Here is a 26,916-nt window from a genome sequence, read left to right on the forward strand (position 1 = left end):
TCTTTCATTTAACACCTTTAAACAAAAAGATTATGAAAATTGAAGACGCAAGTTCTGAGGTGAAAACTTTAACGCCGGAATTATTACGAAAAATGAATGCCTACTGGCACGCAGCCAACTATCTATCCGTCGGCCAGATATACCTATATGGTAATCCGTTACTAAAAGAAAAATTGACGCTTGAACATATTAAGCCGCGGCTATTGGGACATTGGGGTACCACGCCGGGACTCAATTTCATTTATGTCCATCTCAACCGTATCATCAAACAGTACGATCTGGATATCATTTACGTTACCGGCCCAGGGCACGGCGGGCCTGGACTGGTAGCCAATACCTATCTGGAGGGAACTTACAGTGAGGTTTATCCGAATATCAGTGAGGATGAACCCGGAATACAGAGGCTTTTCAAACAGTTTTCATTTCCAGGCGGCATCCCAAGCCACGTGGCACCGGAAACGCCTGGCTCCATCAACGAAGGCGGTGAACTTGGTTATTCGCTTGTCCATGCATTTGGGGCCGTTTTTGATAATCCTTACCTCATCGCAGCATGTATCATCGGAGACGGCGAGGCCGAAACCGGGGCACTGGCAGCAAGCTGGCATTCCAACAAATTTTTAAATCCCGTGCATGATGGAGCGGTACTCCCAATACTGCATTTAAATGGTTACAAAATTGCAAATCCTACCATTTTAGCAAGAATTCCAAAAGAAGAGTTGGAGCAGCTTTTTCGTGGTTACGGTTACAATCCCTATTTTGTGGAAGGCGATGACCCTGATACGATGCATGAATTGCTGGCTTCGACATTGGATATCGTAATAGAAGAAATCCGGGAAATACAGAGTGACGCGCGGGTTTATGGATATAAAAAACGCCCGGTTTGGCCGATGATTATTTTCCGTACACCAAAAGGATGGACGGGGCCAAAAGTAGTGGATGGGCTTCAAGTAGAAGGTACCTGGCGTGCTCACCAGGTACCATTGGCGGAACTAGCCACCAAACCCGAACATGTTCAAATGCTCGAATCATGGCTGAAAAGTTACAAGCCCGAACTGCTGTTTGATGAAAATGGAAAACTAATCGCTGAACTCGCCGAACTGGCCCCAAAAGGAAACAGAAGAATGGGGGCAAATCCTAGTGCCAACGGCGGATCGCTTCTTGTGGACTTGAAGATGCCGGATTTCAGGGATCATGCAGTGGCAGTCCAAACCCCAGGAAACATTACTGCCGAAGCAACTTCGGTGATGGGAGGATTTTTGAGGGATGTGATGAAGACAAACTGGAATGAACGGAATTTCAGAATATTCGGGCCGGATGAAACGAGTTCTAACCGCCTTTCTCATCTTTTTGACGTAACCGAAAGGACATCCACGGCTGAGATCATCCCGGGAGATAACCATATTTCACCCAATGGCCGGGTTATGGAAGTGTTGAGCGAACATCTTTGTCAGGGCTGGCTGGAAGGTTATCTTTTAACCGGCAGGCACGGACTGTTTTCCTGCTACGAAGCGTTCATTCACATTGTGGATTCGATGTTTAACCAACACGCGAAGTGGCTTCAGGTTACCAGAAACCTTATGTGGCGCAAACCAATCGCATCGCTCAATTATCTGCTGACATCGCATGTGTGGCGACAGGACCATAATGGGAATAGCCATCAGGATCCGGGATTTCTGGATGTTGTGGCCAATAAAACGGCTGATATTGTTCGTATTTATCTGCCGCCGGATGCGAATACACTGCTTTCGGTAACTGACCATTGTCTCAGGAGTCGGGACTATATCAATGTGATCGTTGCCGGGAAACAGCCGGAAATGCAATGGCTGGATATGGATGATGCGATCAAACATTGCACGGCTGGCTTGGGTATCTGGAAATGGGCCAGTAATGACGAAGGCTTTGAACCCGATGTGGTCATGGCTTGCGCCGGAGATGTGCCCACGCTTGAAACCATAGCTGCTGTTCAGATTCTCAGGGAACATTTGCCTGAATTAAAGATTCGTGTGATCAATGTGATAGACCTGATGACGCTCCAACCCGAAAGTGAGCATCCGCATGGTTTGAACGATAATGATTTTGACATCCTTTTCACCAAAGACAAACCCATCATCTTTGCATTCCATGGATATCCCCTGCTGATCCACCGTCTGACCTACCGCCGCACAAACCACAAGAATCTCCATGTACGAGGCTACAAAGGCGAAGGTACGACCACAACCCCATTTGACATGGTTGTGCTCAATGACCTGGACCGTTTTCATTTGGTCAGCGATGTCATTGACCGGCTGCCTGGTTTAGGCGCAAAAGGGGCATATCTCAAACAATTCCTGCGAGATAAGCTGCTCGATCACAAAGCTTACATTGAAGTGCATGGAGAAGATATGCCTGAGATATTGGAATGGAAGTGGGAGTTGGGGGTGATCAAATAATAATTGATGAAGGATTTTCTAATTGTTATCTAATTAGCTAACTTCATAAAAATTGACACCACTATATCAGCAATGAGCGAAAAGTTTATCAGGGATATCTTTTATTATGAAAACTACTATCTTGATTTTTTTGAGGAGTTGAAACCCGAAGTAAAAAAGAAGTTCAACTGGACATTTCAACTCATTGCGACCATTGACAAAGTGCCTGAAAAATATTTCAAGCATATGACTAACTCAACAGGAATTTATGAAGTCAGAGTTGAAGTTGGGTCTGACATTTACCGTGTTTTCAGTTTTTTCGACAAAGGAAACCTGATTGTACTGCTAAATGGATTTAAAAAGAAAACGCAGAAAACGCCTGAAAGTGAACTAGACCTGGCAGAAAAACTTAAAAAGCAATACTTCAATGAGCAACGAGACTCTAAATAAAAAGTTAACATCCTTTTCCGCACATTTGGACGATCAGTATGGAAAAGCGGGAACGCATGAGAGAGACCAATACGAAGAAGAATTTGAAGCCTTCAAATTGGGAGCAATGATTCAGGAATTGCGAAAGAAACAAGGTTTGACACAAGAACAACTTGCCGACAAATGCGGCACGACAAAAACCTACATTTCACGCATTGAAAACAACGCAAGCGACATAAGGCTTTCCACTTTGATGCGAATTGTTAGGGAAGGTTTAGGTGGAAATTTGAAATTGAGCGTGACGGGCTGATCGTCTACCTCAACGCGAGCGCTTGAACAGTTTCGCTTGACATAATGATTGACAAACACATTGGCGAATAAGGGAATTGGCTTAAATAACCACTCTTTGAACCGACGAAACACCATTAAACCTCTAATCTACGATACTGAAAAAAGTAATTGACAACCCATATGGCCACCATAAATAAAACTACGGAAACAAAAGTCGACGTGATTGATTTTATTAACTCATTCGTTGACAACGAGCCAAAAAAACAAGACAGCTTTCGCCTCATAGAACTGATGCGGGAATGGTCGGGTTTTGAACCAAGAATGTGGGGACCGACCATGATAGGTTATGGTCGTTACCATTACAAATATGCAAGCGGACACGAAGGGGACGCCATGCTCATTGGCTTTTCCCCTCGAAAGGCCGAGTTCTCCCTTTATGTTATAGATCCAGGCAATGACAATAAAAAGCTTCTTGAAAATTTAGGGAAATATAAAATGGGTAAAGCCTGCATTTATTTCAAAAAGTTGGCTGACCTTAATCTCGACACATTGGAAAAACTCTGTAAAGCGACAATTAAATACGTAAATGAAAATTACGAGTCCGCTGATAAAGAGTAAGGCACTACCACTTTGGAATAAGCACGGATCGCTTATGCACGGCACATCGAATGTTTTTAACATTTGCATAACATTCACGATGCCAACTTAACTTTTTGGTAAAATGCGTAAATGTAGTTTTACAGAAACTAAAATTCTGTTAAAATGACTATCCCTTTACGTTCTTGTCTCAAAATCCTTCTTGCTGGCTGTGTGATTAGTAGCTGCACAGACCACGATTTCCCTTCTGAAAATTATCCAGATAAGGCCGAAGCCTCTAATGCCGCGTTACTTGCTGAGGTGAGCGGCGTGAAAGTTTACAATGGCGGTTTTGGATCTGCGATCGTGCAGGACCCGAATGATCGCATGGCTTTCTATTTGTTAACCGACCGCGGCCCTAATATCGATGGGACGGTTGCCAATTCCAAAGTTTTTGCTTCCCCTGGTTTCGTTCCGCAGATCGGCAAATTCAGGTTGATTGGCGATCAGCTTGTTTTGGAAAAAACCATCAAACTCAAAAATGAGAATGGCGTAGATCTGACAGGTCTGCCTAATCCGGCCGGTTTCGGTTTTAGCGGCGAAACGGCTTTGGATATGATGGGCAATATCCTCCCAAACAGCGTCGACGGACTTGATTCGGAAGGCCTTGCAATGGCACAAGACGGTACTTTCTGGGTCAGTGATGAATATGGCCCGCATTTGGTCCATTTTGATGCAATGGGTAATACCATTGAACGGATAAACCCATTTGGAAATGGAAAAGGCGGAAGAACTATTCCTTTGGTTTTTGCGAAAAGAAGGCCCAATCGCGGCATGGAAGGACTGGCGATCACACCTGATGGCAAAACGCTGGTAGGAATCATGCAGTTTCCACTTTACAATCCTTCGTCTGCAGCAATTGCGGGCTCGCTGGTTACGCGCATTTTGGCTTATGACATTGCCAGCGGAAAAAGCAAGGAATATGTATACCTTATAGAAAAGGCAAATCTTCAGGCGAACAGCGAGATTGCTGCTATCAGCAACACGACCTTCCTGGTTTTGGAGCGGGACGGAGAATATGCTACTAATGCCAATAAATCCACGGTTGTAAAAAAGGTTTATAAAATCGACATCGCGGGTGCCACAGATATCAGTGATCCTGCCAATACCGCTAGTGGTAAATTATACGCGGGCTTAACCGTAGAACAGCTGAAAGACGCTGCAACATTATCAACAAACGGAATAGTACCTGTCAAGAAAATGCTGGTTGCCGATCTGATGACGGACATTCCTTCTTTATATCCGCACGATAAGGCGGAAGGTATTGCCATCATCAATTCAACCACCATTGCCATTGCCAATGACGATGACTTTGGCGTGGTGGGACTTGGTACATATGCTCCGAAAATTCTTCCCAGTACCGGCGCCGTCGACCGCAATACCATTTACTTCGTGAAGCTGAAACAACCGCTTTGGTAGGTTGTATCCATGAAACCTGCTATAATAATCCCGCCACCCGGTGAGTGCCAAAGTTTATAGAATCATCGAACGGGCTTTTTATAGCAGGTTTTTTATCGTATTTCCTTTAATGTTAGGCCAGCGATGTCTTCCCATCGGTACAAATGAAAAGTTTTGTCATCACTCATGGCGATGAAAAGCCCTTTGGTGAAATCAGTATTCAAGGGTACCGATACCATTTCTGAGCCGTCGCTTTTGTTAGCGGATACCTTTATTTTTTTCAACAAAGGGTGGTTATTTGGATCCTTGGCATCCCCTTCACGCGGAAATATCTGAAAACAATTGGCACCCTGGTCTGAAACGACAATGTAGCCGGTGGTGTCTGTTAACTGATAAATAGAGATACCCTCATGGTCTTCGGTAAAACCCGTGGTAGCAAACAGCGCGAGTTCTTTGTTTCCTTTTTCAGGATCGGCATAATATTTTCGCACGCCCTTGCCCTCATCCGAATAATACACATAGCCGAGCTCATCATCTACTGCAATCGATTCTATCTCTTTCAAGCCGCTATATGCTCCAAATTTACGGACCAGCCTGGCCTTGACTCTCCCTTTTCCGTTGTCTTCCAGCAAATATTGCCACAGGTAAGTCCCGTCGGTTGGCCCGGATTTCCGGCCTGTGATCGCATATATGTTACCTGAATTGGCTTTGTAAAGTGCAATGCCCATCAGGTCCCTTTCATTCACGCCCTTTTCCCCTGTAAAAACTTCAATTCCTCCCCCATCAATCGGAAGCATATCAGGCAGGGAGTAAATCCGCAGCTTGTGCGTAAACCGTTCGGTAGTGACAGCAATATCCGTTTTCTTACCCTTTAACACGAACCCATATTCAATATCGACATTATCCGGCCGTTTCAGGCCCCGTACTGTTTTGTTTTTTTGAAGCTTTCCGTGCAGGTCGAAAACGTATAAGCCACCGTCCTGGTCCTTGTCAGTTCCGACGATCAGGCTGGCTGCGGGATCAGCGGGATTGATCCACACTGCCGGATCGTCTGTGTCGTGGGCAACGGTATCTGTAATGTAAAGTGGTTTTAAAACAGCGAGAGAATCGTTTGCACGTTCACTGCCGGTCGCCCTTTTGGCAAGCTGCTTTTTGTCCCCGCAAGAAAAAAAACATATTCCCAGGCTCAAAAATAAGATATTCGTTTTTTTCACAAAGTCAGAATTAAAAAACCTCCCGGCGCTGCAAATGCTTTTGCCGGGAGGGAGGATTTGTTATTTTGTTCCAAATGCGCCTGCGTAATTGGCAGGTGCCGGGGATTTGTAAGTAACTCCATTCACCACAATGCCATCGGCATACAAGCGGGCAAAATCTGTCTTACCCTTACCCAATGCGGGAGATCCTGCCTGCAAGTGAAAATCCCAGGCTGTATCAAAATTTGCGTTGTTGGTCGCAGTCGTCAACGGATAATTTACAAATTTCGGGTCGTTTTCTCCGGCTTTGGTCGAGATCATGTCATTAAGCCCTTTCACGATTTCGGTAGAAGGCTGGAACTGGTTGGCAGTAACCTGGTCGGCGCCGTAGTAAAATGTGTTCGCAATTACCGAACGTTTATCCTCCGGTTCGCCCGCATTTCTTTTGATTCCATACCGGTCATTCGCAAGCAGGTTGTTATACAAATCTGCGCGCACGCCCGCTTCAAGCCAGATCGATCCTCCTTTGGTAGTAGGTCTTCTCCATCCAGCATTGATAATCGTATTGTTATAACCCACTACATAAGCCTGGGGGCTGCGCTCACCCGAATTGGAAAGTTTCAGCGCATTGGTATTGGGGCTGTAAACAACATTGAATGCGACATCGGCCTGCACGCCAGACTTAATGTTGATGGCATCACCGCCGGATACGCCCGTTGTATAGAACATATTGTTGGCAATGATCACCTTCCCGCCTTCAATATAAAAACCGTCTTCATTGAAATTCCGGATGATACTGTTCACCACGACAAATTTTCCAGCCAGATTCATAAAATAGGCAACCGGAACGTGTTCTCCCGCTTCCGCTTTGTAAAGCTGTGCTTTTACGGATGGCGATTCTTCGGTAGTCACTGCGCCGCCGTATTCCAGAATGGTGTTGCTAAGGACTAATTCTGTCGAGTTTGGTCCTGCAATAATACCGCCCCAAAGGTTTCCAAATTGGTTCGCTGCCGTTTTCCATGCATCTGGCACCGTAAATTTCACAGGTTTCTCCGCAGATCCCATACTGTAAAGGTTACCCAGCACGACCACTTCCGGCTTCACAACCGAATCGCTGAACAATACCGTTGCGCCTTCTTCGATGGTCAATGATTTTCCCGCTGGAACAAGGATGTGCCCAGTTATCTTGTAGGTTCCTCCCTTGGTCCAAACACCAGAAACTTCACCAGATACGGATTCCTGAACAACTGGCGGGATCACCGGTGTCGGCTCACTTGTGTCGTCGCTGCATCCTGCCAGAGCGAAAATCGCGAGGCTGGCGGCTATCATTGTGCTTTTCATTTTCAGATTGTACATTTTACTTGATTTTATGTGAATTGTTTAAAGTTTAAATCGTATCCCCAGCAGGTATGACCGCTGGTAAAAATCCTTGCGTACGAGCGTCCTGCCTGCACTGTTCTGATTGGGAACATTTTCATTCGCAGGGCTTCGGCTTTTCATATATACTTCCATCGGTGTATTGAGCAGGTTATTGGCTTTTAAAAATATACCCAGACCATTTTTGAAGGTTTTTTCAAGCGATGCGTCCATCTGTACAAAGCCTTTTTGCCAAAGGTCGTTGTTTACAAACTGCGCGACTGTGTTGATACGGTCACCTGTATACGAGCCGGAAAGTTGGGCATCGATACCTCGTTTCGAATCCTTTAATAGTACCGAGAGATTGGCTACATGTGCGGACTGCCCATACAGCGGCCTCGTCTGGTCTACATTGATCGTTTCCAGGTCGCCAATGGCATTTCTAATCCTTTTGGACTTGGGAGTGGTGATCTGCGAATGGGTATAAGTGTAATTGGCCTTGATCCCGAGTATCTTGAAATATTTGATATAATCAATTTCCAATCCATAATTGGCTGCATTTCCAAAGTTGCCCGGCGCGTAATAAATGTCCTGCCCGCGATTTGCATCCCGCTGCAAAGTGTACTCGATCGGGTCTTTAATGTGTTTGTAAAAAATCCCTAACATGATCTGCTCAGAAGGCTTTGGAAATAGCTCATAACGCAAATCAATGTTATCCGCAATAGCCCTTTTCAGATCCGCATTGCCGCGTTCCTGATATTCTTCCTGCACAATCCGGTAAGGCACAATTTCGAAAAAGCCCGGCCGGTTGAGCGATCGGAAATAAGAGGCCCGAAGGTTGACATTCTCTCGCGTTTTGTATTTCAAATGAAGGCTCGGCAATAGATCCGTGTAAACCTGGCTTCCCTCCGGTCTGTCTTCACCTATTGGAAAAAGCATTTCATACCCCTGATCGGTTGCTTCCACGCGGAGCCCACCCAATATTTCCAATGTTTCAGAACTTGCTTTGAACTGTATATAACCGGCTGTTATCTTCTCGCTGGCATCATAATTCAAGGCTGACGCGACAGAACCACGGGGATTTTGGATCACCCAACCTATTTGAGCATATTCGGTAAAGTCAACGCCGTATTCATCAAATGGACGGGAAGGGCGAAGCTGATAATTATTGTAAAAATTGCTTCTTGTTTTGTCCCGGTACAATCCCCCTGCCATCAATTCTCCCTGCATCGCGCCAATTGGCATAGTGTAGGTCAGGTTCAGATATCCTGATAAATCCCGGTCAGAATTATGCTCCCATCTTCGGGTGGCGTCATCCACGGTTGTGCGCTTTTCGATAAAATTCTCACGGATTCCCAGCAAGGGTACAGTTACATTGTCGGGTACTTCATTGGTTGCCTTCGAATAAACGGCCGACCATTGCAATGCAAACTTGTTGGACAACTGATGCTTTCCCTGAAGCGTACTATTTAATATCTGCTGTTTGGTCAGTCTCGACCGGGTTGCAAATCCGAGGGTAGCATTCCCGCGGATCGGATCGTAGCCGCCAATGGTCAGCTGGGTCGATTTTACGTCTCTTACCTGCACATTGGTCAGGTTCATGAATGCATTGTAGAACTGGATCTTATGTTTCTCACTGATCCGAAAATCAATTTTCGAATGCAGGCCATATCGAATCTGCTGTTCCGAATACTGCCTTTCATTCATTTTCGTCAATGTTTCGCCTTGCAGCGTATCCACGGTTTGGGAGTCAAAAAACAAGCTATTACTTCCTCGATAGGTATTCTGATAGCTTCCTGCCAACAAAATGCCCAGCTTATTATTCAAATAGCGGTTTCCAATAGCAAGGCTTCCAAGCAGGTTAGGAGCGGGTGATTTGGAATGATAATCAATGGCTGCTTTCGAAAAATCCTGGGGCGTTGCATTGTATTGGTTACCATTCTTCTCGTAAGGTGATTTCGACTGAATATTACGAAAATCGAAACCCATAAAATCACGCTGCACGAACAATTCATTATATCCGGTAGAAACATTGGCAGATAAGGTAAAATGGTCCGGCGCATCTTTCATCACCATATTAATTGCCCCACCGATCGCATCCCCTTCCATCGACGGCGTTAAGGCTTTGTACACTTCCAGCCTGTCCAAGAGATCGGACGGGAAAATGTCCAATGGCACATAGCGGTACTTGTTGTCCGGGCTGGGGATTTTCACACCATTGACCAATGTATAATTGTACCGTTTGTCCATTCCGCGCAGGATAGCATGCTGCCCATCCCCGTTGCTGTTACGTTCAATGCTTACGCCAGAAACCCGTTGAATAACATTGGCAACAGTCAGGTCAGGCGATATCTGGATCGTTTTACCGGAAACAATGTTCATGACCTGACTCGCATTCCGTTCCAAAGACCTGGCCATATTGTCACTAGCTCCGTCTTTTTTACCAAAAACCGCTATTTCATTGAGTTTCAAATCGCTGGCCGTTTCAAGTGACAGATCCAGCTGAACTACTTGATTGGCGCTTATTATGAAATCCTTTTGCAGCAAAGCATAAGAAATATGGTGCGTAACCAGCCGGTAGGATCCGTTTTTGACATTTGGTATATTGTAAGTCCCGTCCATTCCCGACACATCATGGAAGTCGGTGCCCTCTATGGTAACCACCACACCCAATGCAGGCTCCCCGGTGGCGGCTTCCAGTAATTTCCCTTTCACGGTACCTGCATGAAGTATTACCGAAGTCAGGATCGACAATACCAGGCATGCATAAATTTTATAGATCATGTTTCAAATCGCAGACGGTTGGAAAATCAAGTCACTGCGTTTTTTGCTTTCCGGCAATGACGCTGCGAAGGTGATAAAAGAATGAGTAGGCTGCCCAATAGCGGGCGTTACAAAAAAGCAGCTGGGCGAAAATTGGCGTTACAAAAAAGATTGAGGCAGTACATAAAGGTATTACTTGGTTAAAAATCAGTTAGTTACAACAATAATTTTACGCCATTAACATTATGTTACCTCAATGTTAAGCTAATGTTACCAGCCTAGATTGACTGGATATAGGTAGAAATATTGTCGCCTTGGGCCAGGTTCAGCTTTTTGCGTAAACGGTGCCGCATCACCCGCAAACTATCCTGCGAAACACCAAGTAAAGTGGCAATGTCCGTGGAAGTATGGTTCATTTTGATCAGGGCGATCAGCCGCAGGTCGTTGGAAGTGAGTGAATCTGTCTGCTGCTGCAAGCGGTCGAAAAATGATTGGTGTACCTGTTCAAAAATCGTTCGGAACTCTTCCCAATGCTGGTCATCGTTCAGTCCCAGCCTGATCTTTTCCGAGAGCTGTCGGATCTGTTTCTTCTGGTCACGCTTTTCCTCCTTCCCCAATTCTTCCAACTTCGACTGCAAATCTTCCAGCAGCTGATTCTTGCGAATGACATGTAGGGTATAGCTACTCAATTCCTTTGTTTTGATTTCCAATTGCTGCTTAAGATTTTCCTCCTGCAACCTTTTATTCTGTAATTCTACTTCCATCAGCTGGCTCTGCGTTTCAAATACCTGCTTGTTTTGTGCATGAAGCTTTTGTTCATTCTTGAATTTCAATCGTTGCCTGCTCAGGATTAGCGCAGCGATTAAAATGACGAGGACCACCACAACCCCGGTCGCAATCGCAAATACAAGGTCTGCCCTCCTCGCCTGGGTCAGTTTTTCAATCTCGTTGTCCTTTTTTTCAATGTCATAAAGCGTTTGCAGCAGAGCGAGTTGCTTATTACTTTCTTGCGAATAAATGGAACTCAGAAACTCCCTGCTCAGCGCCAGGTAATAAAAAGCGCTGTCGTTTTTATTCAGGAAATTGTATCCCTTCGCAATGTCGTTGTACGCGCCCGAAAGCTGATAAAATTCGTCTTTCCGCTGCGCCAGTGCCAATGCCTGAAAACTAAAAACCAACCCTTTTCGATATTGCCCGGTTTTTCGCAGCACATCTCCCAGGTTGTTCAGCACCTCAATCTGAGCCCTTTCATCTCCGTGTTGCTTATTTAATGTGTAAGCCCGGTTGAAGTTGGCGTAAGCCGAATCGTAACGTTCCTGATCTTCATAAATGCTTCCCAGGTTCTCGTAGATTTTAGCGGTCCCTTCCCGGTTGTTCGCGTGCTGGTAAGCCTGAAGTGCCTTGTTCTGAAAATAGAAAGCGCTGTCGTAAAGCTGTTTTTTCTCATATAAATGTCCTATCCTCCCAAATATCCCTGCTTTCCCGGCTTCACTTTTCAAGTCCTCATAATATTGCAGTGCTTCTTCATATTGTTTTCGGGCCAATGGACTCTGCCTGTTCCGGTAATAAAGCTCCCCGATTACGCCCAGGTTTTCTGCCAGCAGGCTTTTATCATTTCCGTTTCGATAGATTTTATCCGCTTTAAGCAGATAATCAAGTGATTGCGGGTAATGTCCTGAGAAAAACAATATCCGGCCCATTTGCTGAAGATAACCCGCGGCTTCCAATTCCTTATCATTTTTAATAGCCAGATTGTACTTTTCTTTTGTTACCAGAAGCAGGGAGTCGGGCCGGGAGAAAGTGCTTATAATCCGTTCGCTATTGCTTTCCGGATCCGGGGACAGGTCTTCCTGTGCGGGGCAAATGCCCGCAATCATGCAGCAGCTGATCAACATTACCAGGCAAGACCTATACCTCATCTACAAGACAGTTTTACACAAATCTAAAAGAAGCATTGTACCCGTATTTTACCTGAATGTTACGCAATCGTGAATATAGGACGGTTTTGGTTTCGACATTAATAAAAAAAAGGGATCAAAACCTAAAATCCATATTTGAAACAGTACCAAATGACCAATAATGTTTATCAAATTGTCAAAAGAGCATAGCGTGATAGCCGGTTTCCGGCGAATTGTAAATTAACTTTTGCATAACATTAAAGCCGCTATCTTGTTAAGAAAGTCTGCACATGGATATATTTTTAATGGTGCTCGGCGGGCTTGGCCTTTTCCTGTTTGCAATCAATAATTTGTCCGATACATTAAAAGATTTGATCGGCAACAAGGCGAACAAGTGGTTAAACCTTTTTACAAAGAATTTAATAGCCTCGATCCTCACCGGAACCGTAGCGACCATCCTGCTGGATTCGTCATCGGCAGTAATTATCATGACGATCGTGCTGGTCAATACAGGAGCATTGTCATTCCGGCAATCGCTTGGAATTGTGATGGGCGCTAATATCGGGACCACGTTTTCCAGCCAGCTTATTGCGCTGGACGTTGGGCAATATTCGCCAATCCCAATTTTTCTCGGTTTGGTTTTCAGCTTTCTTGCCAAAAGCGAAAAAATTACCAAAACGGCACGTGTGGTTTTGTTTTTCGGTATTTTATTTTTTGGTTTATATACAATGGAGAGGGCTGTTGAGCCATTGAAAGATCATCCAGAATTTCTCTCCTGGATGGAAAAGCTGGATAATCCCCTGCGCGGCACATTGATAGGTGCATTGGTTACACTTGTGATCCAGTCGTCCTCAGCAACAGTTGGGATGGTGATTACATTAGCCAAAAAAGAACTCATCCATTTACCCGGCGCAATAGCGGTTATGTTAGGTGCCGAATTGGGGACCTGCTCGGATACTTTACTTGCAACCATCCGGTCGGATAGACAAGCGGTGAAGACTGGACTCTTCCATTTGTCCTTCAACATCATTTGTATTGCTGTTGGACTGGCGGTATTTCCATTATTTAATAAACTTATTGAGTGGGTTTCAGGATCTGCCGTGATAGAACAGAAGATTGCTAATGCGCACATGATCTTCAACATTGCCGGAGTAATTTTGTTCTTACCTTTTATTCCGATGGTCGAAAGATTGCTTGATCGCTTGCTTCCTAATAAAGAAAAAGTACCGGAGAATGAACCGTCTTTAACCACTGGTTAACGCAAGCTACAAACGTCGCATTCGCGTCTCTAAGATTTGGCTGTTTTATGGGGGATATTCAGAGCAAATAAAAACAGAGTCCTTCGCTTTGATCAATTCACTGAATAATGCATCGTAATTACCCCTGATTGAAGCGTTCTTGATTCAAGCAATTTCAGGGAACTGATGGTTTCGTGACTGTCGAATAGCCTAATACCATTTCCCAATATCACGGGATGCAAGGTGAGTTTGTACTCATCTATCAGCCCCAGATTCATGAAACTTTTGGCGAGACCGGGGCTGCCGAATATCACCAGGTCTTTGCCTGGTTGTTGTTTGAGTCTGTCCACCTCTTCTACAACATTCTCTTTGATCAAAGTAGTGTTGTTCCATGTCACTTCGTCCAAAGTCGTTGAGAACACTACTTTGGGAACATGCTGCACCCATTGAGCATGTGCGAGCGATTGTTTACTGGCATCGGGGTTGTTCAATACAGTAGGCCAATAACCTTCCATCAATTGGTAGGTAGTCTTTCCATATAAGGGAGCGCCCACTGTTTTTACCAGTTCATCCGCATATTCTTGTAATTCTTCATTATAGGTCAAAAAGCCCAGTCCGCCATTGACATCTCCTGCAAAACCATCCAGCGAGATGTGCGCAAATAAAACTACCTTTCTCATTGACAGCCAGGGGCTTAAAAGTTATAACAGATAATTGCTCATCTAAAATTACTAAGGCTGCATTGAAAAATACAGCCTTAGTAAAGAAATAACAGCAAAAAATCTATTGTCACCAGCCTGGGTTCTGACCCAGCGCAGGATTCCGGGTGCGGTCTGCTTCCGGAATGGGGTACAAATATTTTTTATCGGCCCATTCACGCGCTCCCGGGTTCCATATCACTTCACCCGAAGTTCCTTTGGAAAGCTGCAATCTTCCTACGGCAGTTGAGGGACTAACATCCACAAATGCAATCCCTGGCGTCGTAGAAGCCGGTTTGGTTCCCTGATAGAAGTAAACGTCTTTGGTTCCGTCACCATTAAGGTCATACTCCCCCAAAGCAGGAACGTACATTCCGTTCATCGGCGCGGTCTGGAACAATTCGCCCAGCTTCCATCTTCTCAGGTCGTCAGGACGGAGGCCTTCAAAGATCAATTCTGTACCTCTGTCGCGAAGTACCTCCAGTAAGACGGGACTGGTAAACTTATTTGCGAAAAAAGATACCATATAGGGATCCGCTACCGTGGGCACTGTGGTGAGCGTAACTCCGGTAATGCCGGCTCTTTTGCGCAAAGCACCGATGGTGGCAGTCCAGTCTGCGGCAGTCATTTTGTCCAGCTCGGCCAATGCTTCTGCTTTGTTCAAAAGTACTTCTCCCCAGCGCATGATGATGTGCGCATTGTCATTACGGCTTTCGTCATCGTATGGAAAGCGCTCGTCGTAGCTCCATTTGATTGGTTGGTATCCAGTATAAGTCTGGCTGAAATTTGGTGGGGCAACTACGGGGATACCATTCTCAGTCCTTTTATAATCTCCTACGCGGATGGTCTGTTTTAGCCGTAAATCGCGGTTTTTTACCTCCTCCACAAAAGGAGTGGTCAGATAGCCTGCTTTGCTTGTAAAAGGTGTTCCGTCCAGATTGAGATAGGTATTGACAAATCGGCGTGTCAGACTCGGGCGGTTACCATAAGTAGGGCTGATAAACCGGCGGTTGGCCGAGCTGAAAACCTGCAGACTTGCGCTCAATGCAACCGAAAGGATTGTCTCGTCTGTAAAAGCAGCCTTGGCAATGAATAGTTCGCGATAAGCCCGGTCCGGAGACACGCCCTCGTGCAGGGTGAAACCTTTTATATTGTTTGATTCTTTCACTACTTCCTCATACCAGGTGTTGGCAGTGGATTGCTTGTTATACTCAGTGTGGTATTTGCGGAAAGATGCTTCAAAAAGACAGATACGCGTTTTGTACGCCCGTGCCACATTCTTCGTAATCCTCGTAACGCTTGGGTCGGAAGTTAATGTGATGTTTTCAATCGCGTAGTTCAAGTCGGCCAATACATTATCCATTACCTCGAACCGGTCTGTGCGGGGGCCATAAAGCGCCGCCTGATCATTCACATCAATTGTTTTATCAATCCATGGCACATCGCCAAACCTTTTTACTTTGTCAAAGTAGAACAGGGCACGGAAAAACCGAGCGACCCCCATGTAATGCGTTTTGGTTGGTACCTCACTCTTCTCAGCGTTTTCAAGGAAATAATTGATATTTCGAAGCGGTATCCATGCATTCAAATCCCATCCCGAGCTAGTGATCGGGCTAAGTGCATTGGGTGCGAGGTAATTGTCAACGCCGTTGCGCGCTACCAGGTCCGAAATGTCGTCGTCCTGGAATACACCCACGTCCGTATTGGGAAGCAAGTCGTAAAATGAATTGGCATACAAGTCCAAACCACCTTCTGAACCAAATACGGCTTCATTGGTGGCCGTATCAACAGGCACTTCGGTCAAATCGCAGGAGCTGGCGCTGCCCAGTAGCAACAGGGCCAGGGTATAGTTAAATATCTTTGTCGTTTTCATGATTGATTAAAAGTTGAGTGTCAGACCCATTGATACGGCTTTCAGCATTGGATAATTGTAACCGTCTCCGGCAGTTCCCTGAGGATTGCTCAGATCGCGGTCGGATCCGTAAATGTTTGTTACGTCAGTATCACGTGTCCATTTGTACATCGGCGACCAGGTCCAGATATTTTCTGCTGACAAGTAAATTCTCAGATTGCTCGCGTGGATTTTCGAAACAATGCGGTCTGGAATAGTGTATCCTACCTGAAGGTTCCTTAGCCTGATGTATGCAGCATTCTGCAGGTAACGGTCGTTGGCGACCTGCAAAGCCCGGCCAGTGCCCTGCGCTGTGTAGCCAACAAGACGTGGCAGGTATGCGTCGAAATTACCAAGCTCCTCGCGGAACATATTATCCTGGTGCCAGCGTGGGTATGCATTGTATGGGCGGTTATACTGTCCCCAAAAACGCGCTTCGGCGGATGGGTACCAATCCTGCTTCATAACGCCCTGGAAAAGTCCGGCTAAGAAAAACCCGTTCCAGTCACCTGAAAGATTTAAACCGAATGTGTAGCGTGGCTCCGAGTTCCCAATAATCGTTTTGTCACCCGAATCCCCTACCCTGTTCAAGCCCTGATAGATCACATTGTCGCCGTCCAGATTTCTGAATTTGATATCTCCCACATAATTTTTGCGGGTATTGGTGTTCGGAATGTTGGCCTGAGAAGGCGATTCAGCTATTTCAGCTGCCGACCTGAATAACCACTCCACACGGTACCCCCAGATTTCCCCGATGCGCTGTCCTTCGTAGTAGTCAGTCAGATTTTTGTCCGGGTTATTGTATTTGGTAATAATAGCTTTCGAATCGGCAAGGATAAACCGAGCACTATAATTGAATGGTTTGGATGCCATCGTGAAATGGTCCGCCCAGTTGATGGAAAGCTCCCATCCTGTCGTGTTTAAATCGGCGTAGTTGCCTTTCGGAACATTGGTACCGTAGATATTGGGGACCGTTGGACCGTTCGTGAACATATCCGTTGTCCACCGGCGGTACACATCTCCGACAAACGTCAGGCGCTTATTCATACTGCTGAATTCAAGACCAACATTGCCGGTTGTAGAAGTTTCCCAGGTAAGTCCATCGGGAACCACGTTTGGCTGGCGTGTTGCCTGTGGCCTTATTCCATTGATAACCCTACCGGACTGTCCAATCGAAAATCGCTCATTAAATGTGTACGGGTCGATATTTCCATTTCCAAGCGAGCCATAAGAAGCACGCAGTTTTACATTGGAAAGAACCTTGGGGCTAACCTTCCAGAAAGGCTCTTCGGAAATTCGCCAGCCAGCTGATGCAGACGGGAAAAATGCCCATTGCTGGTCGGTGGGGAATTTGGAAGATCCGTCATAACGCCCGTTGATTTCGAGCAGGTAGCGCTCGCGGAAGTTGTAGTTCACACGGAAAAATCCTCCTGCAATCGCCCATTTCTGATAGCCCCCATTTGTTACAATACTCTGTCCCAGGGCCAGGTTAATGTCGTCGGCACCGGAATAAACGATCCCATTCCGCTGGGCAGCAACGTTGCTGTACACAGATTGCTCGTAGTTGATACCGGCCAGCAATGTAAGGTTATGGGATTCATTAATCGTTTTAGAATAGTCAGCATAGAAGTTCGTCGCCAGATAATTGGTCGTCCTTTTTCTCTGCATGATGTCATTCGTATTGGTCCCTGTGTAACCAATCACGCCTTTCGAACGGCTGTAAGGTACCTGCACACGGTTCTGCTGCGTACCAATGTCAGTGCTTTGGAATGTTACGTTTGCACGTACAGACAAAGCGTTATCGAAGAACTGCGCCTTTGCAGCAATCTGGTTTTTCAAAAACCGCTGGGTGTTATCAATGCCACTCTTGGCGAGATAATAGTCTCCGACTGTGTAAGCTGCTGAAAAAGACAATGTTCCGTCAGGATTCAGCAAAGGGGCCAGTGGGTGTCCTTCATCGGCAATATTCCGGTAAATACCGCTGCCTTCTCCTACGTTTAGTGGCTGATGGTATTTCTGGGACGAATACTCGGTGTTGTTATCAATGCGCAGCCACGGAGCAACCTGGATGCTTCCTTTTGCACGTAAATTGTACATCTGGTAATCATCCGAATTGTAACGGAACAAACCACTTTGACCATTGTAACGGCCGCTCAATAAAAATGTAGCCTTGTCGCTCCCGCCGGAAATGGATAGGTTGTGATCCTGCGCACTGAAACGCTTCTTGTATAGCTCTTTATACCAGTCGGTACTGTAAAAATACTGGTACTCACCAGTAGTAGGGTTTACTTCTATTCTCGGCAGGGACGGATCTTCATATCTTCTCTTAAGTTCGGCGAGGTAGGCCGGTGAAAAGCTGATCGTTTTGTTGATCGCCGTCGGCGTACTTCCATTGTCATTCCACCTCGACCATGCATCGCTGAATCCCTTAGCCCATGGATAGGAATCGGTAATATTATCAGGAACCTCGGTGGGTGATTTGATTGAATAATTGGCTGAGTAGGATACAGACGTCTTACCCTCCACCGGCATTCTTGTTGTGATCAGCACCACGCCAAATGCCGCCCGGGCACCATAAATGGAAGCCGAAGCGGCGTCTTTCAAAACGGATATACTTTCAATATCGTTGGGGTTCAGCACGCGGGGGTCACCTTCCACACCGTCGATCAATACCAGTGCATTGCCGCCCTGTCCGATTGAAGTCGTCCCGCGGATGTTGAAGCTGGGCGACTGCGTTGGCTTTCCATCCAGCATTCGCAGGTTAAGATTGGGAATTGCACCTACAAGTCCCTGCGCAATATTTGGAATGGGGCGGTTTTGAAATACCTCCGGCCCTACCTGGTCCACAGCACCGGTCAGGTTCACCTTCTTTTGCGTTCCGTATCCTACAACGACTACCTCGTTGAGCGATTTTGCATCGGCAATTAATTGTAAATCAATCGTCGATCTGGTACCTGCACTGACTTCCTGACTGAGGTAACCCACATATGAAAAAACCAATACGGCTCCTTCGTCCGGAATGCTCAGTGTGTAGCCTCCATTTACGTCTGTTACAGTTCCTGTCTGACTGCCTTTAATTACGACATTAACACCCGGCAACCCTTCGGATGAGGTTCCGTCTGTTACTTTGCCACTTATCTGGCGTTCTGCCTTCGCAGCTGATGCATTCAAGTTAGACGATATTAGTGCCCTATTTGTCTCATAAGGGGTCTTTGCCCAGCTTTTACCGCCAATCGGAATGATCAACGCAAAGCAGGCGAGCGATTTGATTAAGGTGTTCCCTGAAAAAGGCCACCGATGCTTGCAGCTAAACATAGCGTATAGTTTGTAGAATAAAATAGGAGATGGATGAGAAATAAGATAGAACTCCTTAACGCCGCAAAATTGAATAATTCCTATAACAACTGCTTTTCAGAAGGCGCTATTTAACAATTTGATAATTTATTGAATGGTGAGGGGCGATTGATAATGACTGATTTTTTATTTAGCTAATACTGGGGTAACAGGAGAAAGCCATCTTTGCTTTCATGAAAATACTCAGTTTCATCGCCTTGATTTTCCTGACCTGGATATTGTGGCTTCTGGTATCCCAATACCTTTTATGTGCTCGTTTTCAATTCGACGACCCTATCCCATTCGAAGGCCCCGTCCTCTTTAATCCTTACGATTCAATAAATGCCGGCGACTGGGTGAAGTGTAACTTTCACGCACATTCAAGGGCATGGGAAGGCGTTACAAATGGACACGGAACTGCCGAAGAAGTACATGAAGCTTACAAGGCATTGAACTACGGCGTGCACTGCGTGTCCAACTATCACCATATCGACACCACACATTCTTCCGATCCGGGTTATATTTCTGCCTATGAGCACGGCTATAATATTAATAAAACGCATCAGCTTGTCCTGGGATCCGAAAACGTGCAATGGCTGGATTATCTTTTTCCTCAATCCGTCCACAACAAGCAGCATGTATTGAAACACCTCAGCGAATCCGGCCGGGTAGTGATCCTCAACCACCCGGCACTGAAAAACGGATATACCGCCGAAGATCTTTCCCAGGTTAGCGGATACGACTGCATGGAAGTCCTCAGTCCTTCTGTAATCTCGACAAAGCAATGGGACGCTGCGCTTTCTTCCGGCAAAAAAGTGTTTATTGTAGGTGACGATGATACGCACAACGCCCCAGCCAAAAAACGGCTCGGCGAAATGTGCACCGTCGTCAATGTGCCTGACAGATCAGCTGACCATGTCTTAAATGCGCTAAAAACAGGAAGAAGTTACGGGGTAGTAATCGGCGCGGGACAATCGCCCGACTCGCTCCCGCTTGTGAAATCATTTGACGTCAATGGCGACTCGGTATTCATTGTCACAAGTAAGCCTGCCAGGGAAGTAACATTAACCGGGCAAAATGGAAAAATACTCGCTTCGGGAAATCACACCGACAAAATCAATTTCAAAGTTTCCCCGGATGACCATTATGCCCGGGCAACTTTCAAATACGAAAACGGCACCGCACTTTACCTGAACCCTGTTTTTTTCGTTTCAAAATCAGGTTACAGGAAATTAGGCGCTTACGAAGACGGGGGTGAAACGACCATTTTCCGGGCGTTAGGAGTGGGCGTCCTCGCACTGTGGGCGCTGATAATTTGGAATGGCCTGCCACGAAATAAAAGTCAAAGATTTAGCAGGAGGAGATTGTCATGGAGATAATACCTTTGCCGGTTCACATGTAAATGCACTCATGCCTCTGATCAGCAGCAATAGGTTTTCCGTTTTCTGGATTATGATCATTGCGACAGCCATTCGCTGCATTGTCGCTGGCAGCCTTGACCTTGGAAATGATGAAGTTTACTACTTTACCTACGCAGTCCAGCCCGACTTGAACCATTTCGACCACCCGCCGCTGGTAGGAATCTTAATACGGCTTTTCACATTCAATCTGCATCATTACGGCGAATTGTTCATGCGGCTGCCAGCCATTGTGGGTGCGGCCATTAACACCTGGCTCATCGCGAAATGTGGCAAGCTCGTCCGCAATGAGAAGGCGGGCATTATCGCGGCAATCCTCTACAACACCTCCATTTACACCAGTATCGTATCGGGCGTTTTTATTTTGCCCGATTCCGTCCAGCTCGTATTCTGGCTTCTGGCATTGTATGCAATGCTACAAAGTGCTCATACAAAATCAGATAGCATAAAAAATAAGCAGATTCTGTGGGTAGGTTTTTGGGCAGGGCTAGCGATCATGAGCAAAGTTCACGGCGTTTTTCTGTGGGCTGGTTTTCTCGGATTTATTACTTTTAATAAACCAGCCTGGCTTAAAAACCCATATCTGTACCTATCTGTTTTAATCACCGCAGTCATTATTTCTCCAATCCTGATCTGGAATATGGACAATGATTTTATTACATGGCGTTTCCATAGCGAAAGGGTCGGGCCCACCGATTTCGGGATCAGCTGGAAATCATTCTTAAAAACCACATTTGGCCAGATCCTATACAATAACCCATTTCAGTTTGTGATTTTTATTCTGACCATGGCTGCGGTCCTGAATAACAAATGGTTTGCAGATCGGACTCAGGTACAGCTTCTGCTTTGGAGCAGCCTGCCGATCATCCTTTGTACCACGCTCGTTTCCCTGGTTCGGGATACGCTTCCGCATTGGAGCGGACCAGGGTTCGTTGCGTTAATGATCTTGTCCGCTGCTTTTGTTGAAAACGGTTTGTCCCATGCAAGAGGAAAATTATACCATCAGTTGTTGAATGCTTCCTCCGCTTTGATTCTTTTCGTCATTCTGGCAGGCCTTCCGCTCATTCATTTGTATCCTGGAACAATGGGCAAAAAATCCTTTCCAAATATTGGAAATGGCGATGCAACCCTGGATCTCTATGGCTGGGACGCCCTTTTGCCGTCTTTTAAGAAAATACGAGAAACAGACATTGCAGGGAAGGTCATGTCCCCCGATGCGCCGATTGTCGTGCACAAATGGTTTCCAGGGGCACATTTGTACTACTATGTCGCTTATCCTCTGGGAATGAACCTCCTGGGAATGGGTAAATTAAGTGATCTGCACAAATTTCAGTGGCTCAACCAGCGCTACGACGCGATACTACCAGGGGACAATGCCTACTATATTTCGCCATCCAATAATTTCACTGACCCTGTAGCGATTTACGGCGACCAATTTAAAACTTATGAAAAAGCGGCTACCATCGTACAGAAAAGGAATGGCGCGACGGCCAGGAACTGGTTTGTATACCGGCTGAAAAATGCCAAAGGAGATGCTCCAATGCCCGAGTCTATTCAAAGTGCAGGGCAGGATAATGTCCTTATTTTCAGTAAAACGAGCGGTTTCCGGCACAAGTCCATTGAACCAGCTATTGCCGCGATCCGAAAAGCCTGCGTACAAAACGGCTGGGACGTACAGGTCACAGAAAACGCTGCAATGATCAACTCTAAATACCTGGCCCATTTTAAAGTCGTCGTGTTCTTATCCACCACAGGCGCTATTTTAAGTCCTTCACAAAAAACGGATTTTGAAAAGTATATTGAAAATGGCGGCGGATATGCAGGTATTCATTCTGCCGGGGACACGGAACATCATTGGCCCTGGTATCGCACCTTACTTGGGACGCTGTTCCGCGACCATACCTTCTTCCCCACCCACATTCCCGATGGCGAACTTTTAACAGAGAGTCCCGCCCACCCGGCAAACCAGGGACTTCCGGCAAGATGGCATAAAGCAGATGAATGGTATAACTTTCAAGACAATATCCGCGGTAAACCCGGTTTTGAGGTTTTACTAAGCCTCAATGAAAAGTCGTACAGTTCTATCTGGTATAAAATGGACGGCGATCACCCGATCTCATGGACGCATTCAGTGGAAAAAGGCAGAATGTTTTATACCGCTCTGGGACATAATAAAGAGACCTTCACAGACGATAATGCCATGCGACACATCATGGGAGGCATCAAGTGGGCGGGAAAGCTGGACTGATCAGTTCGGTTTCAGGGAAGAACCGGATCGTGACTTAATGATTATTGGTATGCATCCCGTAGCGGCTGCGAGGGTCACAATAATATCAAACAGGACGCTCACTGTGACTGCGGCTTGCGTAGGAATCACTAAAAGCTCCGCACCCTTCAAAAAAACAACTTCCCTCACTCCTATTCCGCCGACGCTGATTGGAAGTGTTGATGCCGCCGATGAAATCAGAAACAAGAGATTGTACTTCCCAAAATCAGTATAGACCTGTATGGAATAAAGTAAGATGCAGATGCAGAAAATCTGTGCAGACTGAACGACGGATGATAATGCGAGTAGCTTGCCAAGACGCGGGATAATCTCAGGAAACCATCGTTTACCTGCCAGCCAGAATACAATGCAACCAGCCAGGACAACCGCAAAAGTTAAAATACGCAGGTTTAAAGACAAGTAAGGCATTGAAAAGAGCGCAGTAATCATGACCAGCAAGACCAAACCGATCAACCTGTCCCAAAGCAGCGCCCGGGTGAGTAGCAGCGTGCCTTTGTCCGGTGAAAGTCTTTTTAGGTGGATCAGCTTGTAGGCATCACCGCCAAGCCCTCCCGGCAAAAACATTCCGTAAAACATGCTGACCCAGTTTAGCCGCATGCCTGAGGCCTGGGAAAGAGGCACCCCTATTGCATTTAAAATGGCAGTAAGCCTCATCGCACCGGATACCCGGGAAACGAGGTACGGAACAAACGATAATAATAAGGCAACTTTGTTGGAGCCTTTCAATGCCTTAAAAAGACTTTCCCGGTCCGTTTGCAAAAAAACCCAGTATAATAGCGCTCCGGTAGCCAGCAGCTTGGCGGCCCATTTTAAATATTGCTTCAATCGCTTTGCTCTTTTCTCAGGTGAACCAATCCAATGTAATCGCAGGCATCATGCCTGGTGGCCGGGTTAAGAAATTCGAATTTTAATTTTGTCGTATCGAAATCAGGAAAAATATAGGATTCTTTGATTTCCAGTTGACTTTCCTGCGCCAGCAAATTGATACTTTGCATGGGTGCTGCAACCCAAAAATCCGTTTGTTTCGCAAGCGTATCGGACCCGGCATCCTTAAAGAAATACTCCGAGTAGTAATGCATGGAGGGGCTTTTCCAATCCATCATGTACACATTTTTCAGTGGGATGTCCAACTGTCTGATCCTGGCTGCAATCAGATGTCCGGCCTGAAGTTGCTGAATTTGTACATAAAAATTTCCATTCATCAAAAGGTTGGCGAACAGGGAGGCGCAAAAAGAGATCATGACCAATTTATTCACAAAGGTGCGGTTATACCTCCATTCACAGATTAGCAAAACCAATGCTGATGAACTAAGTATCAGGACGCCGATATTTTTTATCGGGAAGATATAGAAGTTAATAATCAGGCCAAACAGCAGCATGAGCACCGCTACAAAGTTCTGGACAATCATCAGCCATTTGCCCTCGGCCTGCGTAGAAACAACTTTTTCAAGCTCTCCCGCAATAAGGATCGAAAAGAAAGGAAAAAGAATATTCAGGTAGTGCGGCAACCGAAAGTTTGAGGAAGTGAGGATAGCGAACATGATGACAATCGTAGTCCAGCACATGATCTCTTCGCCCTGAAGAAATGTGAATTTTGTTTTAACTAAAAATAAACCTTTCCTAAAAACCGCCCAATATCCCAGCAGACACCACGGCAGCAACGCCCAGAGGAGTGAATGAAAGAACAGAAATGGGTCGCTACCGCCGGAACTCCCCCAATTGACACCCTGCAGACGCTCGGTATTTTGAAAAAAAAGTATGAATGCGACCCCGGAGATATTACCCATGCCCCGGATCACCTTTTCGGGATGAAGATCAAACTGGAGATAATAGCAAAACAACACGGGACTTATAAAAATAAAGAACAACGGAACTGCCCATAACCATTTTAAAGAGCGAATGAACAGCCAGTTTCGCTGGTACAACACCTGCGATCCGACGGCAATCACGGGCACAGCCGCGCCCGTCATACCTTTTGTCGCAAAAGCGAGTGACAGAAATAGTGTACCCAAAATCAGGCGATCGATGCGGCTGGTGAGGGTGTATTCGTATAATAGCCAAGTAGCGCTAATGATGAACGAAAGCAGGATCGCGTCCATCCGCACATCGTTGTGCGCAAGAATGTACGCCTGAGATGACACCAGGACCAAAACTGCATTTCTGGCCGCATTTTGTCCATAAAGCCGACGGGCGAGCCTGAAAGTTGCATATACTCCTGGTAGGGCCAACAAAAAAGTCGGCAGCTTATACGACCACGTACCGACGCCCAGAAGCTCGTCACCAATAGCCGATATCCAAAACAAAAGGTGTGGCTTGTCCAGATAGTCGTGGCCGCGGTCAATCAGGTCTACGTAATCGCCGGTGAGGTACATGTGCATGCCGATCAGTGCATGGTGTGCGCTGTCGTCGTCAAAAAGCGGTATGCTGAGTCCAAAAAAGTAAACGGCCAGGATCAGGATAGCGTAGATATAAGGAACGTAATTGAAACGTGCCATTCGCTAAATGCTTAAATCCTCTGAAACCGCGCTTCCTTTTTGTTGCAGGATTTTTCGGATCAGATAGGGGGTTTTGCCAGACCCTTCGTAGTAAATGCGCATTTGTATCTCGGCAAAAAAACCCATCAGGATTATGAATACCCCTGAAAGCAGAAGCATTAGTGCAGATACAATCCATAGTTTTTCCAAGTGATCGGTGACAATGTAGGATATGACCTGGGATAAAATCAGCAATACACCGCCAAGAACGGACGCACCGCCGATCGCTCCGAAAAGATGCATGGGTTTTTTCATATAGCGCTGCATATAAAGCATGAGCAGCAGGTCACCAAGTACTTTGGATGTCCTGCCGAGGCCATACTTTGAGGTTCCAAAAAGTCGCCTGTGATGTCTGACGGGCATCTCGGTCATCCGTGCACCCATCATACTTGCCAGAACCGGAATAAATCGGTGCAGCTCCCCATACAACCCCAGATTTTGGGCGATTTCCCGTTTGAATATTTTTAATGTACAGCCATAGTCTCTCAGGTGTACGCCGGTGAGCGTACGGATGATCTTGTTTGCGATCCTGCTCGGAAGCTTGCGAAAGAGCCAGTCGTCCAGCCGGTTGGCGCGGTAGCCGGCCACCACGTCCCAATCGCCCTGAGAAGCCCGGACAAACATCCGGATAATATCCTCAGGATCATTCTGGAGATCGCCGTCAATTGTGACCACATACTTGCCATCCGATACTGATATACCCGCCGCCATGGCGCTGGTTTGTCCGTAATTACGCATGAGCACCACAATGCGCAGCCGGTCGTCAATCTGTTTCCTTAACACCTCGACGGTCTGGTCTGTTGAGCCATCGTCAACGGCAACGATTTCGTAGTCATAACCAGTCAGGGCAAGCCTGATAGCCTGGAGCAGATGTACTATATTATCTTGTTCATTAAAAAGCGGTATTACCACGGAAATCAACCTGGCAGCGGTCATAAAAGAAAATTTACTTAACGACCGGGAAACATGGAAAATAGCTGGCTGGTTTATTGAATACTGACTCTTAACAATTTGTTAAAAAATCCTTGATTTGCGCTAAACCTTTAATAATTAGATAATCTTCCAATAACACTCGGTTCACGGCAGTTAGCATTTCGGGTAAAACACAATACAATTTTTTACAATCGCATATTTGAGGTCATAAA

General features: G+C 46.1%; 18 protein-coding genes. 8 read left to right on the plus strand and 10 right to left on the minus strand.

Annotated elements, in window-relative coordinates; all coding sequences use genetic code 11:
• The first annotated feature begins 32 nt into the window (after positions 1–32).
• The 5 genes from FHS68_RS18065 (at position 33) to FHS68_RS18085 (ending at position 5,183) form a co-directional block, all read left to right on the plus strand.
• The gene (locus FHS68_RS18065; protein ID WP_167272808.1) at positions 33–2,429 is read left to right on the plus strand and encodes a phosphoketolase family protein; all 2,397 of its coding nucleotides are present in this window, start codon (positions 33–35) and stop codon (positions 2,427–2,429) included.
• A gap of 72 nt (positions 2,430–2,501) precedes the next feature.
• Positions 2,502–2,858, plus strand: a complete 357-nt coding sequence (locus FHS68_RS18070) for a type II toxin-antitoxin system RelE/ParE family toxin (RefSeq protein ID WP_167272811.1) — start codon at positions 2,502–2,504, stop codon at positions 2,856–2,858.
• A complete protein-coding gene (locus tag FHS68_RS18075; RefSeq protein WP_167272814.1) occupies positions 2,836–3,147 on the plus strand; it encodes a helix-turn-helix domain-containing protein in 312 nt (103 codons plus the stop codon). Before FHS68_RS18070 ends, FHS68_RS18075 begins: the two co-directional genes overlap by 23 nt.
• A 161-nt stretch (positions 3,148–3,308) precedes the next feature.
• Positions 3,309–3,746 carry a DUF1801 domain-containing protein gene (locus tag FHS68_RS18080; protein ID WP_167272817.1) on the plus strand — a complete coding sequence of 146 codons (438 nt, stop codon included), beginning with the start codon at positions 3,309–3,311 and terminating at the stop codon, positions 3,744–3,746.
• 144 nt (positions 3,747–3,890) lie between these two features.
• Positions 3,891–5,183: an esterase-like activity of phytase family protein gene (locus FHS68_RS18085; RefSeq protein ID WP_167272820.1), complete on the plus strand. Its 1,293-nt coding sequence runs from the start codon at positions 3,891–3,893 to the stop codon at positions 5,181–5,183.
• Between the two features lie 92 nt (positions 5,184–5,275).
• Here the strand turns inward: FHS68_RS18085 and FHS68_RS18090 are convergent, their stop codons facing one another.
• From FHS68_RS18090 to FHS68_RS18105, 4 genes are all read right to left on the minus strand, one after another.
• Positions 5,276–6,376 (minus strand): phytase, encoded by a 1,101-nt coding sequence (locus FHS68_RS18090; RefSeq protein WP_310588595.1) that lies wholly within the window; start codon positions 6,374–6,376, stop codon positions 5,276–5,278.
• 60 nt (positions 6,377–6,436) lie between these two features.
• A complete protein-coding gene (locus FHS68_RS18095) occupies positions 6,437–7,711 on the minus strand; it encodes a right-handed parallel beta-helix repeat-containing protein (protein ID WP_167272822.1) in 1,275 nt (424 codons plus the stop codon).
• A 24-nt stretch (positions 7,712–7,735) separates the two neighbouring features.
• On the minus strand, positions 7,736–10,495 hold the full coding sequence (locus tag FHS68_RS18100; RefSeq protein WP_167272825.1) for a TonB-dependent receptor: 2,760 nt from the start codon (positions 10,493–10,495) through the stop codon (positions 7,736–7,738).
• A 257-nt stretch (positions 10,496–10,752) separates the two neighbouring features.
• Positions 10,753–12,393: a tetratricopeptide repeat protein gene (locus tag FHS68_RS18105; RefSeq protein WP_167272828.1), complete on the minus strand. Its 1,641-nt coding sequence runs from the start codon at positions 12,391–12,393 to the stop codon at positions 10,753–10,755.
• Positions 12,394–12,662: 269 nt separating this feature from the next.
• On the opposite strand from FHS68_RS18105, the gene FHS68_RS18110 reads away from it, so the two are divergent.
• A complete protein-coding gene (locus FHS68_RS18110) occupies positions 12,663–13,631 on the plus strand; it encodes a Na/Pi cotransporter family protein (protein WP_167272831.1) in 969 nt (322 codons plus the stop codon).
• A gap of 92 nt (positions 13,632–13,723) precedes the next feature.
• Here the strand turns inward: FHS68_RS18110 and FHS68_RS18115 are convergent, their stop codons facing one another.
• The 3 genes from FHS68_RS18115 to FHS68_RS18125 all read right to left on the minus strand — a co-directional run bounded on the left by FHS68_RS18115 (position 13,724) and on the right by FHS68_RS18125 (position 19,514).
• A complete protein-coding gene (locus tag FHS68_RS18115) occupies positions 13,724–14,290 on the minus strand; it encodes a dihydrofolate reductase family protein (protein WP_167272834.1) in 567 nt (188 codons plus the stop codon).
• 109 nt (positions 14,291–14,399) lie between these two features.
• On the minus strand, positions 14,400–16,181 hold the full coding sequence (locus FHS68_RS18120) for a RagB/SusD family nutrient uptake outer membrane protein (protein ID WP_167272836.1): 1,782 nt from the start codon (positions 16,179–16,181) through the stop codon (positions 14,400–14,402).
• A gap of 6 nt (positions 16,182–16,187) precedes the next feature.
• Positions 16,188–19,514, minus strand: coding sequence for a SusC/RagA family TonB-linked outer membrane protein (locus tag FHS68_RS18125; protein WP_167272839.1), 3,327 nt, complete (start codon positions 19,512–19,514; stop codon positions 16,188–16,190).
• 212 nt (positions 19,515–19,726) lie between these two features.
• On the opposite strand from FHS68_RS18125, the gene FHS68_RS18130 reads away from it, so the two are divergent.
• The gene (locus tag FHS68_RS18130) at positions 19,727–20,911 is read left to right on the plus strand and encodes a CehA/McbA family metallohydrolase domain-containing protein (RefSeq protein ID WP_167272841.1); all 1,185 of its coding nucleotides are present in this window, start codon (positions 19,727–19,729) and stop codon (positions 20,909–20,911) included.
• Complete coding sequence (locus tag FHS68_RS18135; RefSeq protein WP_167272844.1) at positions 20,853–23,198, plus strand: ThuA domain-containing protein; 2,346 nt, start codon at positions 20,853–20,855, stop codon at positions 23,196–23,198. The genes FHS68_RS18130 and FHS68_RS18135 overlap by 59 nt, the downstream gene beginning before the upstream one ends.
• Here FHS68_RS18135 and FHS68_RS18140 read toward each other — a convergent pair whose 3' ends face one another.
• Genes FHS68_RS18140 through FHS68_RS18150 form a run of 3 tightly spaced genes read right to left on the minus strand, consistent with a single transcriptional unit; the run spans position 23,199 to position 26,707 of the window.
• Complete coding sequence (locus FHS68_RS18140) at positions 23,199–24,062, minus strand: lysylphosphatidylglycerol synthase transmembrane domain-containing protein (protein WP_167272847.1); 864 nt, start codon at positions 24,060–24,062, stop codon at positions 23,199–23,201.
• Positions 24,059–25,732, minus strand: coding sequence for an ArnT family glycosyltransferase (locus FHS68_RS18145; protein ID WP_167272850.1), 1,674 nt, complete (start codon positions 25,730–25,732; stop codon positions 24,059–24,061). The genes FHS68_RS18140 and FHS68_RS18145 overlap by 4 nt, the downstream gene beginning before the upstream one ends.
• A 3-nt stretch (positions 25,733–25,735) precedes the next feature.
• Positions 25,736–26,707 (minus strand): glycosyltransferase family 2 protein, encoded by a 972-nt coding sequence (locus tag FHS68_RS18150; RefSeq protein WP_167272852.1) that lies wholly within the window; start codon positions 26,705–26,707, stop codon positions 25,736–25,738.
• Positions 26,708–26,916 lie beyond the last annotated feature (209 nt).

The sequence above is a fragment of the Dyadobacter arcticus genome (assembly GCF_011762185.1).
GTDB classification, from domain to species: domain Bacteria; phylum Bacteroidota; class Bacteroidia; order Cytophagales; family Spirosomataceae; genus Dyadobacter; species Dyadobacter arcticus.